This is a genomic window from Neobacillus niacini (assembly GCF_030817595.1).
Taxonomy (GTDB): domain Bacteria; phylum Bacillota; class Bacilli; order Bacillales; family Cytobacillaceae; genus Neobacillus; species Neobacillus niacini_G.
This window is the reverse complement of the sequence record NZ_JAUSZN010000001.1, coordinates 578,919-592,858: the sequence shown is the minus strand read 5'-3', so window position 1 is coordinate 592,858 and position 13,940 is coordinate 578,919. Positions and strand designations below refer to the sequence as shown.

The following is a 13,940-nucleotide window of genomic DNA, read 5'->3' as shown; positions in this document are numbered from 1 at the left end:
GTGGTGATGATTCTATGTTTGAAATGAAGAAATCAAAGTATGGCAGAGGAATATTTGCAACCCGTGATATCAAAAGAGGTGAGCTCATTCATGAAGCACCCGTGATTATTTCCGGTAAAGATGAGTATAAATATTTGAAAAAAACCATCATGATTGAATATGTATTCTGGTGGGGTGAAGATTTAAACGAATGTGCCTTAGCACTTGGATACGGTTCGCTGTTTAATCACTCCTACACCCCTAATGCGTTTTATGAGCTTAATTTAAAAAACCAAACCATTGATATTTATGCCTATCGTGATATCAAAAAAGAAGATGAAATTTTAATCAATTACAATGGTGACCCTGAAGATGATGAACCCATGTGGTTTGATGTTTTCTAATCATCTCCTCTCCTTCATAGCTTTCATAAATGTTTGAATTTTTGCATCCATTGTTTAATCTGCCTATAAAAACACAAAAAAGCATCCAGTGAAAATTGGATGCTTTAACCTGTTGGTAATTTCATTTTATCCATAATGGATGATAAATAATTTTTGACTAATCCCGTTTTGTTACTTTGAGTGGATTCCTTCGCCAGCTGGTTGACATTTTCTTCAGCAGAATCCTCTTCCATGAGCTCTTCGGAATAAATTCGCTTGCCATCCATAATGCTTCGAATGGAAGAAGCTAATTCCTCACTAGGATTGTCCTTCAGTAAATATCCCCGCACATCAGCCTTCATTGCACGCTTAAAATATCCTGGTCGTGCAAAGGTGGTTAGAATAATTACCTTACAGTTAGTACGCTGCAACTCTTCTGCCGCCTCGAGACCTGTCTTTTCAGGCATTTCGATGTCCATAATACACATATCAGGCATCAAGTTTCTCACCAGAGTAAGTGCCTCTTCCCCATTACCTGCCTGACCAACTACTTCGATATCATCTTCCAAGTTTAACAGATTACCCATGGCCTCTAACAGCAGCGCCTGATCCTCTGCGATTACAATTCGAATCATCTTCAATCTCTCCTTATCAGGCAACTGCTCCTCATGCAGAGACTCTCCGCGCACGGAGAGTCAGCCAAATCGGGCAAATTACAATTCTGGTTTTGCTTGAACAGAAATTCGTTTCTTCACTAAAGCTTTCACGTCTTTAAACGCTACAAAGTTCTTCGCATTTTCATCCCACAAGCGGAAACGTAGTGACTTTAAACTTGTCGCAAGTGTAATGGTTGGAACATTTTTTAATGGTTCTGTCTGGTTATGAGCTTCTTCTAATTTATAATTTGGAACTCTCGGGCTTAAATGGTGAACATGGTGAAAACCAATATTACCTGTTAAGAATTGTAAAAGTTTAGGCAGTTTGTAAAAAGAACTTCCCTCTACTGCAGCTTTCACATATTCCCATTCCTTATCTTCTTCAAAGTAAGAATCTTCAAATGTATGCTGGACGTAAAACAGCCAAATACCTGTCGAACCGGAAATCATGAAAATCGTACCTTGAATGAGCAGGAATGACTGCCAGCCTATTGTCATGCAAAACAAAGTAATTAAAGCAACAAGAATGACATTCGTTAAATAGGTATTCATTCGCTCTTTTTTACGAGCATCTTTTCTGTTAAAACGATTTTTAAGCGCAAATACATAAATGGGTCCTAAACCAAACATCACGATAGGATTACGATAAAAACGGTACGCTAAACGAAGTTTAAGTGGTGCTGCTAAATATTCATCGACAGTTAATGTCCAAATATCCCCTGTACCACGCTTATCTAAGTTACCACTTGTCGCATGGTGAACAGAGTGTTCGTGACCCCATTGATCAAACGGGAACAAAGTTAATACTCCCATTGCGGTCCCAACTGCGCGATTCGCCTTTCTGTTTTTAAAGAACGAATGATGGGTACAGTCGTGAAAAATGATGAAAATTCGTACTAAAAACCCTGCTGCTGCAATCATTGGAACCAATGCTAACCAATAAGAAATAGATAAACTTTGATAAGCAAGGAACCACAATAAGATAAACGGTCCGACCGTGTTAATGATCTGCCATATACTTTCTTTTGTTGTTGACCCTTCAAAAGGAGCAACTTGTTTTCGTAAATTCTTCGTATTTTCTTGTACTGACATAATTTTAATTCCCTTCGGTTTGTGTCGTTAAATCAAGTATAGGGAAATAAAATCATTCATGTAAGTACCAGGTGTCATATGCAGAGTATGACAAACGTCATATACAGCTTGTCTCTTACACGAAAACAGAAAGGTATGCTATAATAAAATAGTTGTGTTTTAACAAACTAAAGCGGTGATATAAATGAAAAAACTAACCAGCCGCTTCAAAAGGGTGCTAATTAATGAAAAATGAAATTGATACGATTTATATTTTAGAAAATCCCGAAAAGAATATGATTAAATTTGCAACTGGGTATCAGCTTAAATATGAAGACACCATAAAAGATGTTTTTGGTGTCGCTTGCCTGAATGATTTAGAAATGATGATTCAATTTAACAAGCCTTTCCAAGATAGCATTTGTACGAGTAAGAACATAACTGTTAAAAGTCTTTCATTAAAACAAGTGATCCGAATTGCTTCCAAAAAAGAACTTCTTCAATTAAGGGAGCAATTGTTAGAGCAGTTAGGCGAATTGCCAATTCCACGTCCTTTCGATTCCGTTATCCAGCTCCAAGAAGGAGTTTTCCGCTGGGATGAACAAAATTCTTCATATATTTTAGATCAGCTTGGTGCCTAATTTATTGTTTTAAAGAAGTAATCCGCCTTAGGTGTGGGTTACTTTTTTCTATGAAAATTATTATTTGGTAGGTGTACCATCTCATGGCCTCAATGGAAAAAGCAATTATTATTGGCGGAGGAATTTCGGGTAAATTGGCAGCCCGTGTGTTGTCGGATGTTTATAAAGAGGTAATCATCCTCGAACGTGACAGCGAATCAGAAGGACCATCATCACGAAAGGGTGTCCCGCAAGGTGAACATTTACATGCCCTCCTCCATGCTGGCGAGCACGGTCTCGAGGAGCTGTTTCCTGGTATTACAGAGAAATTTTATGATAGCGGGGCTGTAAAAATCAATTCAACCATGGATCTTTCATGGTATCACCATGGAGCTTGGAAGATTCGATACGATGGCGGGTACAGTACGACTCTTCAAACGCGCCCACATTTAGAATGGCATATTGAACAATACATAAAACAAATTCCAAATGTTGCTTTGCATTACAATCAAGTGGTAGAGGATTTTTTATATAATGAAGCAGAAAATCGGATCACAGGTGTTCAACTAAAAACAGGACCAATACTAGCAGATTTAGTTGTGGATGCCAGCGGTGTAAGCTGTCTTACCTCAAAATGGTTACGTAAACGAGGAACACATATACCTAAAGAAAACGTTGAAATCAACTTAAGCTATATCAGTAAACAATTTGAGCTGGATGAAAATTATCAAAGAAACTGGAAGATTAAGATGGTGTATCCTAATCCTCCTCAAGAAAAAATGGGAGGCACCATCTCAAAGGTAGAGGGGAATCGTTATATTGTCACCATTATGGGTTATCATAAAGCCGTTGATGAGAAAGAAGTTCTAGAAGATGATAACGGCTTTATTGAACTTTCTAAGAAATTGCCAAGACTTGATATCTATCAAGAGATAGAACATGGCACTCCCCTTACGAAAACAAGCTTCTATCGCATTCCACATATTGTTTGGAAAAGATTTGATAAGATGGAACTACCAAAGGGTCTTTTGTTAATTGGAGATACCATCTGCAGGATTGATCCTGTCTTTGGTCAAGGAATGAGTATAGCTATTTTAGAGGCTCTTACTTTGCAAAAACTGTTACAAACAGGCACACGACAAATAGATTCAGCGGAATTTCATAAAAAGGCTGCGAAAGTTATTTCCCCGATTTGGAATATGGTCATTACAGAAGATTTCCGTTATTCGGCTACCACTGGGAAAACGCCATTCGGTATCTTTATACAGCAATGGTACGCAAAAAAAATCTTCCTCTTATCATCTCAAAATAAAGAAGTCTACGATGCTTTTGTAAAAGTGATGAACCTAGTTCGACCGATTTCATCCTTGATGACTCCTAGGATTATTAAAAGTGTATTATTGCACACATTCTGGAAGAAACCATAAACAGTAGGCACCACAGGTAAAGGACAAGCTTCTAAAAATGAAGCTTGTCCTTGTTCGTATTGCATACTGTTTATTTTTATTGCATTACTAAAGTCACAATATAAAGAATTTATAGAATATTGTATTGAAATATCATTCTATATTATTTTATACTTTTAATGTCACCTTGTTACACAACATTTGGAACTGTAAACCAATTAATACATAACAAAGGAGGAATTCTATGCTTGAACAACTTGTTGCTAGCATTAACGGTTATTTATGGAGCCCACCTCTCATCATTTTTATTTGTGCAGTTGGACTGTACTTTAGTGTGCGGACAAGATTTCTGCAAATACGTCATGTAAAAGAAATGGTGCGTCTATTATTTAATGGTAAGAGCTCTAATGAGGGTGTCTCTTCCTTTCAAGCATTGGCCATGTCTTTATCTGGCCGTATTGGTGTCGGGAATATTGCCGGAACGGCAACGGGTATTGCTTTTGGGGGCCCAGGAGCAGTATTTTGGATGTGGGTAATTACCTTTATCGGTGCAGCATCTGCTTTTGTTGAGTCCACTCTTGCTCAAATTTATAAAGAAAAACAAGATGGCGAATATCGAGGTGGTCCTGCCTTTTATATTGAAAAGGGACTTGGCTGGAAATGGTTCGCCGTTATTTTTGCCGTTGCCACACTCCTTGCAATGGCTGTACTTATGCCAGGTATTCAAGCAAATTCCATTGCAGAGGGCGTCAGCAATGCATTTGGGATTGACGATACGATTACCGGATTAGTACTTATTTTACTCATGGGTCTTATTATTTTTGGCGGAGTTAAGCGTATCGCAAGAGTTGCAGAATTTCTCGTGCCTTTCATGGCTGCCGGATATTTACTGATAGCTATAGCCATCATTGCGGTTAATTTTGAAAGAATTCCAGAAGTATTTACCCTGATTTTTAAAAGTGCCTTCGGCGCTGAGGAAATGTTCGGTGGTATTCTCGGTTCGACCATTATGTGGGGTGTAAAACGTGGGCTATATGCGAATGAAGCTGGCCAGGGTACTGGTGCTCACCCTGCAGCAGCCGCAGAAGTATCCCATCCGGCAAAACAAGGATTAGTCCAAGCTTTTTCTATTTATCTAGATGTGTTCTTAATTGTTACAGCTACTGCCTTTATGATTCTATTTACGAATTCATACAATACTATAAATGAAAAAACGGGAGAAGTCTTAGTTGAAAATCTTAAAGGAGTCGAAACGGGTCCTGCTTATACCCAAGCGGCCGTTGATACCATCCTCCCAGGATTCGGATCAGGATTTATTGCGATTGCTCTATTCTTCTTTGCCTTCACCACGATTTTTGCGTATTACTATATTGCGGAAACCAATCTTGCTTATCTAATTAAAGGCAAACAAAGAAAACTAGCGATGACCATATTAAAATTAGTTCTCTTAGGATCCACTTTCTATGGATCTGTAAAGACCGCAGAAACAGCTTGGGCAATGGGTGATATCGGACTTGGTATCATGGTATGGTTAAACTTACTTGCCATTCTATTATTATTTAAACCAGCGAATATCGCTCTAAAGGATTATGAAGCGCAGCTCAAGCAAGGCCTTGACCCTAAATTTAATTCTACTAAATTAGGTATTAAGAATGCAGAATTCTGGGCTGACGGTTATCAAACAGATATGAAAGATGACAGAAAACGAGCTGCAAACTCATAATTTTACACAAAATGAAAGGCTCCTTCCAATCATGTGGAAGGTGCCTTTCATTTTTTTCATAAAGGAGTCTTTAATTCGTGCTTTCTTTTACAACTGGTTTTCCTGCTTCTAGCAGCACCTTACTGCCAATTAAAAAGAATCCCTGGATAAACATTAATAATCCGGTGCCGATTAGCAGCCATTCAATTTCAATAATATCTGCTATTGGTCCAAATATGAGCATTCCCAGTGGCATCATCGAGGTAGAAATCATCACCAAGACACCAAAAACTCTACCGAGAAAGTCTCCCTCCACCTTTTCTTGCAGCAAGACAGTCGATGGTGTGTTAAAAATCGGCATCGCTACCCCTACCAACCCCATGAAAACTATATAAATCCAAAAGTTCGAGGTGATACCAAGTGCAAATGTACAAGCACCCATTACTAGCGCTGCGAGTGTCATCGTATGAATCTTGTTTTTAAAACCTCCCCAAGATGCCATGAACCCGCCGCCAATCATCATCCCAATCGAAAAAGTAATTTCAATCGCTGTTAACCGCCAGACATCATCACCGAAAGTGCGAGTAACCTGGAGCGGGGTTAGGAATGCCACCGGGGCCGCTAATACAAAGAAAAACGCAAAAAAGACAAAAAACGTCTTAACAAAAGCATGATTCTGGATATAGACAAAACCTTGTTTCAGGTCGCTGAAATAGCTGGTCGTCTGCTTTTCGGCCGCTTTTGCATGGATGGGAATATGCAAAAAAGCGAGTAAGATAAAAACTGCGATCGCTGCAGTGACTACATCTATGAAGAAGATTGCCTCCATGGAAGCCATTGTAAGTAATGCTGCGCTGACCATAGGCGCCACGAGCATGATTAGTGCTTGGATACTGCCATTCGTTCCGTTCACTTTTGTCAGTTTATCTTCTGGAACCATCTGAGGAAGAATAGCTCCCACCGCTGGACCTTGAATACCTGTTCCTATTGCCCGAATTGCTGACATTAAAAATAATAACCAAAGTGCCTCGTACCCCATTAAAAACAGAACTGCTAACACAAGAGTTGAAATCGCGATCAAGGAATCTGATAGGATAATCAGTATTTTTCGATTGTAGCGATCTGCCCAAACCCCTGCAAAAGGAGAAAGAAAAAAAGTTGGGACAAAGCCGCATATGATGGAAATCGTCATCATCACACCTGATTGCGTGTTCAAGGTGATATACCACATAATCGCATATTGAACCAAGGCTGATCCAAAAAGAGATATCGTCTGACTTCCTAAAAAGAGAATCGTACTTCGTTTCCAATGATTCATTTCGTGCTTAGATGTTTCCATAGATTTCACGTCCTATATCGTATTTTTTTGTTTTTGGGTCAAGGACATTTTTATAGAAACTGAAATTATCTTAAAAAAAGACAGCAAAAAAGAGGGCAGAATCATCTCCCTCTTGTTTTACATTTCCGTAAAATAAAGGTTTCCCTAAAAATAGACAGACCACTCCCGTTACTTTGCACTAAGCAAAGTCCTTGAACCTATTCAATTAATAGTTCAAAGCTGGGAATCGTAGTCTCATAGACGCAGTCAAAGGGAAAACCTCCATTTCTTATAAGTTAGGTTTAGTTTACCACACTCGTTTACTTATTCAAAGGTGATAAGTACTTTCAATGGATTTAATGGTATCATACAGTTTTTTGTTTACAGGTGTTGGTACTCGATGTTTTTCACCCATTTCCAATACTGCTCCAGCAAACAAAGCCACCTCGCTATATCTGAGTGCTTCCAAATCCTGCGCCATAGAAGGTTTCCCTTCTGGGCTTAATGTAGCTAACACGCTTAACCAATAATTTAAGTCTGCCTCTGTTAGATTTATCCCCTCGTATTCTGATAACGCAATAACCTCTCTCATCGCAGCAATCATGGTTTCCCTTGCTTCTCCATCCCGTTGGATTTCACCGTAATTGCTTTTATAAACAGCAACGGTTTGATTGACTCCTACATTGAGCATGAATTTTCCCCATAGCCGCTTATTCATATTAGTGTCTACCTCGTATGGGAAATCAATTTTATCAAAAAAAGCCGCAACACTCTTGGCCTTGTCAGAAATGATCCCAGGCTCTTGATCACCAAAGCAAAGCATACCCATATGGTCATATGTAAGCTTATTTCCCACTTTTACCGCATCCATCCCTTGGGCTACACTATAAAGAATCTTATCCATTCCATAAACTTGGCCAATAATACCCTCACTTGTAATTCCATTTAAGGCCGATAAAATAATCGTGTCCTTCCCCACATGATGGCGAACAGCTTGGATGGCATCATGTAACCCTTCGTATTTTACCGAAAAAATCAATAAATCTGCTGGTTCACAAGGTTCTTCAGGTGTCACATAGTTGAAGGAACAAGGTTCACCATTACAATAAACATCTTCGCTTCTATATTTATTAATTCTTTCACGGTCCGCAATAATTCTTACATCTTCCTTTGGCATTTTCTTGGCAAAATGGTTCCCAAATAAAATCCCTAATGCACCTAATCCGATAATCGATACTTTTTTAATTTCCATCGATAAGTCCTCTCCGCTTTTTATTAAATTTTATCATGAATTTTTGGTTGATTAATAATGATTCGTTTTTCGGTATAATAGAAAGATAGAAAATATTGTAATGAGGGATAAAACATGGATAACGAAAATAACGAACCAAACTCTTCAGAAGAAGAATTTGACTGGGAGGCATTTTTTAATCCTGAAAATAAACAGGAATGGGAAAATGAGAAACTTCGAAAGAAAAAGCGAAAAAAGTTTCTGGTTAAAATCGTTAGTTCCCTGCTCGTATTGGCGCTTTTAATAAGCGGATTAGAGGTATGGATTAATATTTTCAACCTTCCTGCCATTAACTTTGTTAAAGTGTCTAATCACTTATCCAAGCAGCCTGAAGTAAAAAAGTACAAAAAATCGGTTGTTACGATTGAATGGAATGGAGTGAAAGGAACGGGATTTACCGTTTCACCTTCTGGTTTAATCGTTACCAATGAACATGTGGTAGAACATACAAATAGAGTAAATGTCCAGTTTAAATCGGGTGAGTCATATGCTGGCAAGGTAGTCGCAAAACACCCGGAAATAGATGTGGCAATTGTCGACATTAGTGCAGAAAACCTTCCTTTTCTTCCATTAAGAATCGAAAAAGATTGGGAAAGTACGGTTGGCGATGAAATCATCTTTATCGGAAATCCATTAGCTTTTACCCAAATAGCCAATCAAGGTAAAATCATCGGTAAAGTTCAATTAACGGACTGGGACGTACCAGTAATGATGATAGAAGCCCCAATTTATAAGGGGAATAGCGGCAGCCCGGTACTGAATCAAAATGGTGAAGTCGTTGGCGTAATTTTTGCTACCTTGCAAAATCCAGAAATTGAAACTAAAGAAATAATTGGGGCTGCTATCCCATCGTTTTATATAAACGAAATTCTAGAATAAGTAACGGAGTAATCGTGTATTCGTTTTATGAAGCCGATAATCGTATGTGTTTGTACTAAATGGACCTCATGAGGCGTTCATGAAGCCCATAATCGTAACTTCTCGAAGAAATCAGGCTTCATGAAGCGTTCATGAAGCCCATAATTGTAACCTCTCGAAGAAATCAGGCTTCATGAAGCGTTCATGAAACCCATAATCGTAACTTCTCGAAAAAATCTGGCCTCATGAAGAGTCAAGTCCTGAATATTGTGTAAAATCAAAAGCAATTGTTTTCAACTTCACTTTTGTTGATTATCTATCCAAACCCTTTCATTTTTTTTTTGACGAAACTTCCATGGTTTTTTATCTACATATCCGGGGAGGGCTGTCAAAGGCTCTTCACTTTGACAGCCCTTCCTGGATATGTGATCATTCCATGATGGAAGTGGAGGCGAAAAATAAAAGTTTAATTAGTTATTAAGTAATGTCTTTCTTTTGGAGTAGACCTCCTGGTATTGCATGAGAACAGCACCTACCAATCGAAAGGCAGATTGAGTATTGGGAAAGATACGAATAACTTTCTCCCTTCTACGGACTTCTTGGTTTAAGCGTTCAAGTGAATTTGTACTTCGTATATGAGGGTGCATCTTCTCAGGAAAGTTTAGGTATTGAATGGCATCTTCGAAGCCTTCATCTAAAGTTTCCAAGGCTTTGGCATATTTAGCTTCATCCCCAAACTGGTTCATTAATTCATTCTTAAATCTACGGATATCCTCAATCGTAACAGCTTCAAAGACACGTTTAATCATGGAGCGTATCTCTACGGAATCTTTCTTGGAGAGCTTCCCTATTATGTTGCGTTTAAAATGTACCGTGCATCTTTGCCATGTAGTACCAATAAAATCGCGCTGTATTGCCTTTTGTAGCCCTAGATGAGCATCTGAGATGACCAGTTTGGGGGATTGAAGCCCACGGGATTTAAGCTGTTGGAAGAAACGACTCCAACTCTCGAAGTCTTCTGCATGATCCACACTAAGCCCAAGGATTTCACGTGTATTCTTCTCAGTAATGGCAGTCGCAATGTACACGGCTTTTGAGATAACCCGGTTGTGTTCCCGGACCTTAATATACATGGCATCCACAAAAACATAAGGATAATACATGACATTCAAAGGGCGTTTGTTCCAATCATTAATAATGGGGTCAAGCTTTTGGGTAAGGGAAGACACAAATGATTTCGATATATTTTCCCCACAGAGCTGCTCGACTATATGCGTGACTTTCCGAGTTGAAACACCGTTAATGACCATTTCTAGCATGGAGAGGACCAGGGCTTGGTCACAGCGAGCATACTTTTCGAAGACGGAAGTGGAAAACTCACCATTTCTGGTCCTTGGGACCTTTAGCTTTAGTTTGCCAATACCTAGGATCAATTCACGTTCATAGTAGCCATTTCGGTAGTCTCGGCGATCTGGAGACCGTTCATAAGCAGCCGCACGTAAATAATCGTCTCTCTCGTTTTCCATGACTTCATTAAGGACTAAGACAATCGCTGATTTAATCACCATATCTAGATTAGAATTGATAACGGATTCTTTTAAAAGGTCTAAATCTAGGTTAAACTGTATGTGAGTCATTTTAATTCCTCTTTTCATTGTTTATCGTCGCTGAAAACAGTGTTGCCAAGAGTGAATAAAATGACTCTTTCTTTTTACACAATTATATGGACTTAATCCTCATGAAGTGTTCATGAAGCCCATAATCGTAACTTCTCGAAGAAATCAGACTTCATGAAGCGTTCATGAAGCCCATAATCGTAACTTCTCGAAGAAATCAGGCTTCATGAAGCGTTCATGAAGCCCATAATCGTAACCTCTCGAATAAATCAGGACTCATGAAGCGTTCATGACGCCCAAAAACCTAAAATATCAAAAAAGTTAGACCTTATGAAGTGCTTATGATCCTTTCTATTTCTTTAGATAGTTTCTACGCACCATTTCGTCGTAAATATCTTTAAACAAGATATCTCTGTTTCTACCTTCTATTACCTCTTTTATATAAGAATCTTTTATTTTGTAAAAAGCTTCGAGGTTGAAGATATTCTTATATTTTTCAATTGATCCGAGCACGTCCAACGTCAATAAGGTTCTTTTACATTTCAGACATCTGCCGCAATTCTTGATTCTAACGAGACACACATTTAAATATTTATAGGAGAGTTCAAATTCTGAAACTATTCTTGTCTTTTGTACCCGGCTGAAATTACTTCCTGCCGAATAAAAGGTCACGTTTTCTGTCGATAACAAAGGTAGGCTAATCGGATCATATGACGCAGAATCCTGATTAAATTTGGCTGTTAAGGTTTGATAGCCGGCAGAATAGTAATAAACATGAAACAACTTTTGAAATACCAATAATGCTGAGATGTTCCGTAAGGTATGGGTTTTTACAAAACTCATTTTTAGGATATCGTGGATATTACTATCAACCACAATCAAATCTTTTCCTAACTCTTGTGCGCAGGCCTTCGCCCATGCCACCCTGTCTTGATAGATTTTATCTTGCCACTTCTGGCTTCCCATCATTTGATTAGATCCTGTATTGAAAAAGGTAAAATGAGTAATTTGATATTTTGCTGGCACAGCCCGGCCTAAATGCTCATAAGCCGTACACAAAGAATCAATACCACATGATAGACCTGTTCCCACTGCCCCCTCATTTGGTAATGGTGTGGAAACAAGGTTATCGCATAGCACTTTAATATGCTTATGTTTATAGATTTGCGCAATTAACGGAATTAAATGGTGATTTAAAGAATAATAAAGTTTTTCCGAGAGAGCACCTTTGACCAAAATATTTTGTCCTTTTTTTAGCGCAAGCCAAAGCAGACCAACCAAAAAGGCATCGACCCGCTCTGTCGTCATATAAGTTCCATATGTCTCACTACTCTCATACCAAAGTATATTCTCACTTCCTGAATCATCAAATCTAGCTTGCAAGCGTACTTTCCCATTTATGTGTATTTTTTCCGGTTGGTATATAGTAAGCAATTTCGTCACCGCCATAAATTAATTACCTACTATACTATGTAAAATACACCTCATCGCATGGGACAAACCCACACATCAAAAAAATAAAAACCACCAACTGGTGGTTTCCTATTTCTGAGCTAAAAACATTATCGATTCTTTCCTGCTTTCAAAAGCCCTTTTATCTGAAACATAGCCATTTTACCATCTTTACGTTCAATAGCTTGAACGAAGCTGCCTACGACGATTAATTCAGCTAATGAACCAAGCGAGAGGCCGATCGCGCCTATGGTCCCATTCCATTGAGCCGCAAAATTCACGCCAATGATTAAAGCGATTAATGTGACGATAAAATTTGCTCCTTGAGAAAAAATCGTTATCTTCGTGCGTTTGTAAACCATTAATAAACCGTTAAAGTAATCTACAAATGGAAACACCAGCGCCATTAACATCGTAACTCTGAACACCTGTATACTAGCGTCCAACAACCTTCCGCTGACCCCAATTACATGTTCAAAAAACCATTCCCCCAGTGGAGTATAAGATAAAATAGCAACCAATATACACGGAACAAAACCGATTAAAAGTAAAAACCTTTTTACAAGAGCATGATGTTCTCCATAAAAATTAATAACAATTTGATGGATATAGGAGAATAGACTTAAAATCAATTGTGTCACACTTAAGGCAATAGCGTAGCTTGCAATTGACAGCTCGATATTAACCGTTTTACCTAAAGCAATATTGATGGCAGGGCCAATCATAACAACAATTACAGAAGATAGCATAAGCGGACTATAAAATTTAAAGATACTTTTCTTTGACTCTATTTTCAGCTCATGCTTCTCGGGCATTTTGCGTACTAATGACCTCGCTTCTATGAAACTAATGGTACACTCGACAATCATACCTATTAAAAAAATCAGCGCACCGGATACACCTGTAATGTGACCAGTGTGAATGAAATATAACGACAACAAATACATCGCGGCAAGCCTAATGACCATTCCAATGGTTAACCATTTTGTTTGTCGATTAAAAATTATCACACCCTGGGCTAAACAACGAAGTGCAGAGAAAATCGTGACGATAATCAGTACTTGGTAGATAGCCTTTATATCATCCACCATACTCACTTTCGCTCCAAATATTTTTGCAAAAATAAAATCTCCTGCAGGTGTATATGCAACTGCAAATGCCACCAACATTAAACTTCCGATGAGGTAAAATGAAAAATGGGACATTAACTTATACGAACCTCTATCCCTTACCAATGAAGAACACGTTTGACGAAGCAAATTTCCCAGCCTCTCCGTAATTCCAAATAGACTCATAGCGATCGCATAACTTGCCAAAATAAATTCAGAATTATCCGCTCTAACTAACGTACTGTTGATAATAATATGGGATATCGTAACAAGACTCGCAGATAATGCTAAGGGAATAAAGAAAATGAACAACGTTTTCATTTTCAGGTCTTTTTCTGTTTCTTTCATTCTCTCCAACACCTTTTTATTATACTATCTTCCTAAATTTATTTCGGCACACTAAATTTATTCCATATTATTATAAATCCTATCTTGTTTAATGGATATAATTATTTTTACCAAAATGAAAATAACACCGG

General features: G+C 38.3%; 12 protein-coding genes. 5 read left to right on the top strand and 7 right to left on the bottom strand.

Going from position 1 to position 13,940, the window contains the following annotated elements; all coding sequences use genetic code 11:
* Nucleotides 1–14 precede the first annotated feature (14 nt).
* Complete coding sequence (locus QFZ31_RS02970) at nucleotides 15–383, top strand: SET domain-containing protein (protein ID WP_307300772.1); 369 nt, start codon at nucleotides 15–17, stop codon at nucleotides 381–383.
* A gap of 104 nt (nucleotides 384–487) precedes the next feature.
* Here QFZ31_RS02970 and QFZ31_RS02965 read toward each other — a convergent pair whose 3' ends face one another.
* Both QFZ31_RS02965 and QFZ31_RS02960 read right to left on the bottom strand, forming a co-directional pair.
* Entirely contained in the window at nucleotides 488–997 is a 510-nt protein-coding gene (locus QFZ31_RS02965; protein WP_307300770.1) for a response regulator transcription factor, read from the bottom strand.
* Between the two features lie 78 nt (nucleotides 998–1,075).
* Entirely contained in the window at nucleotides 1,076–2,110 is a 1,035-nt protein-coding gene (locus QFZ31_RS02960; protein ID WP_307300768.1) for a fatty acid desaturase, read from the bottom strand.
* Between the two features lie 224 nt (nucleotides 2,111–2,334).
* Between QFZ31_RS02960 and QFZ31_RS02955 the strand changes: the two genes are divergently transcribed.
* From QFZ31_RS02955 to QFZ31_RS02945, 3 genes are all read left to right on the top strand, one after another.
* Nucleotides 2,335–2,730 (top strand): hypothetical protein, encoded by a 396-nt coding sequence (locus QFZ31_RS02955; RefSeq protein WP_306077462.1) that lies wholly within the window; start codon nucleotides 2,335–2,337, stop codon nucleotides 2,728–2,730.
* 83 nt (nucleotides 2,731–2,813) lie between these two features.
* Complete coding sequence (locus QFZ31_RS02950) at nucleotides 2,814–4,136, top strand: NAD(P)/FAD-dependent oxidoreductase (RefSeq protein WP_307300765.1); 1,323 nt, start codon at nucleotides 2,814–2,816, stop codon at nucleotides 4,134–4,136.
* Between the two features lie 223 nt (nucleotides 4,137–4,359).
* A complete protein-coding gene (locus QFZ31_RS02945; protein ID WP_307300763.1) occupies nucleotides 4,360–5,838 on the top strand; it encodes an alanine/glycine:cation symporter family protein in 1,479 nt (492 codons plus the stop codon).
* Between the two features lie 70 nt (nucleotides 5,839–5,908).
* On the opposite strand, the gene QFZ31_RS02940 is transcribed toward QFZ31_RS02945, so the two are convergent.
* Both QFZ31_RS02940 and QFZ31_RS02935 read right to left on the bottom strand, forming a co-directional pair.
* Complete coding sequence (locus QFZ31_RS02940; protein WP_307311337.1) at nucleotides 5,909–7,135, bottom strand: MFS transporter; 1,227 nt, start codon at nucleotides 7,133–7,135, stop codon at nucleotides 5,909–5,911.
* 328 nt (nucleotides 7,136–7,463) lie between these two features.
* On the bottom strand, nucleotides 7,464–8,387 hold the full coding sequence (locus QFZ31_RS02935) for a ketopantoate reductase family protein (protein ID WP_307300762.1): 924 nt from the start codon (nucleotides 8,385–8,387) through the stop codon (nucleotides 7,464–7,466).
* 114 nt (nucleotides 8,388–8,501) lie between these two features.
* Between QFZ31_RS02935 and QFZ31_RS02930 the strand changes: the two genes are divergently transcribed.
* Nucleotides 8,502–9,305 carry a S1C family serine protease gene (locus QFZ31_RS02930; RefSeq protein WP_307300761.1) on the top strand — a complete coding sequence of 268 codons (804 nt, stop codon included), beginning with the start codon at nucleotides 8,502–8,504 and terminating at the stop codon, nucleotides 9,303–9,305.
* Nucleotides 9,306–9,754: 449 nt separating this feature from the next.
* On the opposite strand, the gene QFZ31_RS02925 is transcribed toward QFZ31_RS02930, so the two are convergent.
* The 3 genes from QFZ31_RS02925 to QFZ31_RS02915 form a co-directional block, all read right to left on the bottom strand.
* The gene (locus QFZ31_RS02925; RefSeq protein ID WP_307300759.1) at nucleotides 9,755–10,921 is read right to left on the bottom strand and encodes an IS256 family transposase; all 1,167 of its coding nucleotides are present in this window, start codon (nucleotides 10,919–10,921) and stop codon (nucleotides 9,755–9,757) included.
* A gap of 330 nt (nucleotides 10,922–11,251) precedes the next feature.
* On the bottom strand, nucleotides 11,252–12,349 hold the full coding sequence (locus QFZ31_RS02920; protein ID WP_307300757.1) for a hypothetical protein: 1,098 nt from the start codon (nucleotides 12,347–12,349) through the stop codon (nucleotides 11,252–11,254).
* A gap of 113 nt (nucleotides 12,350–12,462) precedes the next feature.
* Entirely contained in the window at nucleotides 12,463–13,809 is a 1,347-nt protein-coding gene (locus QFZ31_RS02915; protein WP_307300756.1) for a multi antimicrobial extrusion protein MatE, read from the bottom strand.
* Nucleotides 13,810–13,940: the final 131 nt, after the last annotated feature.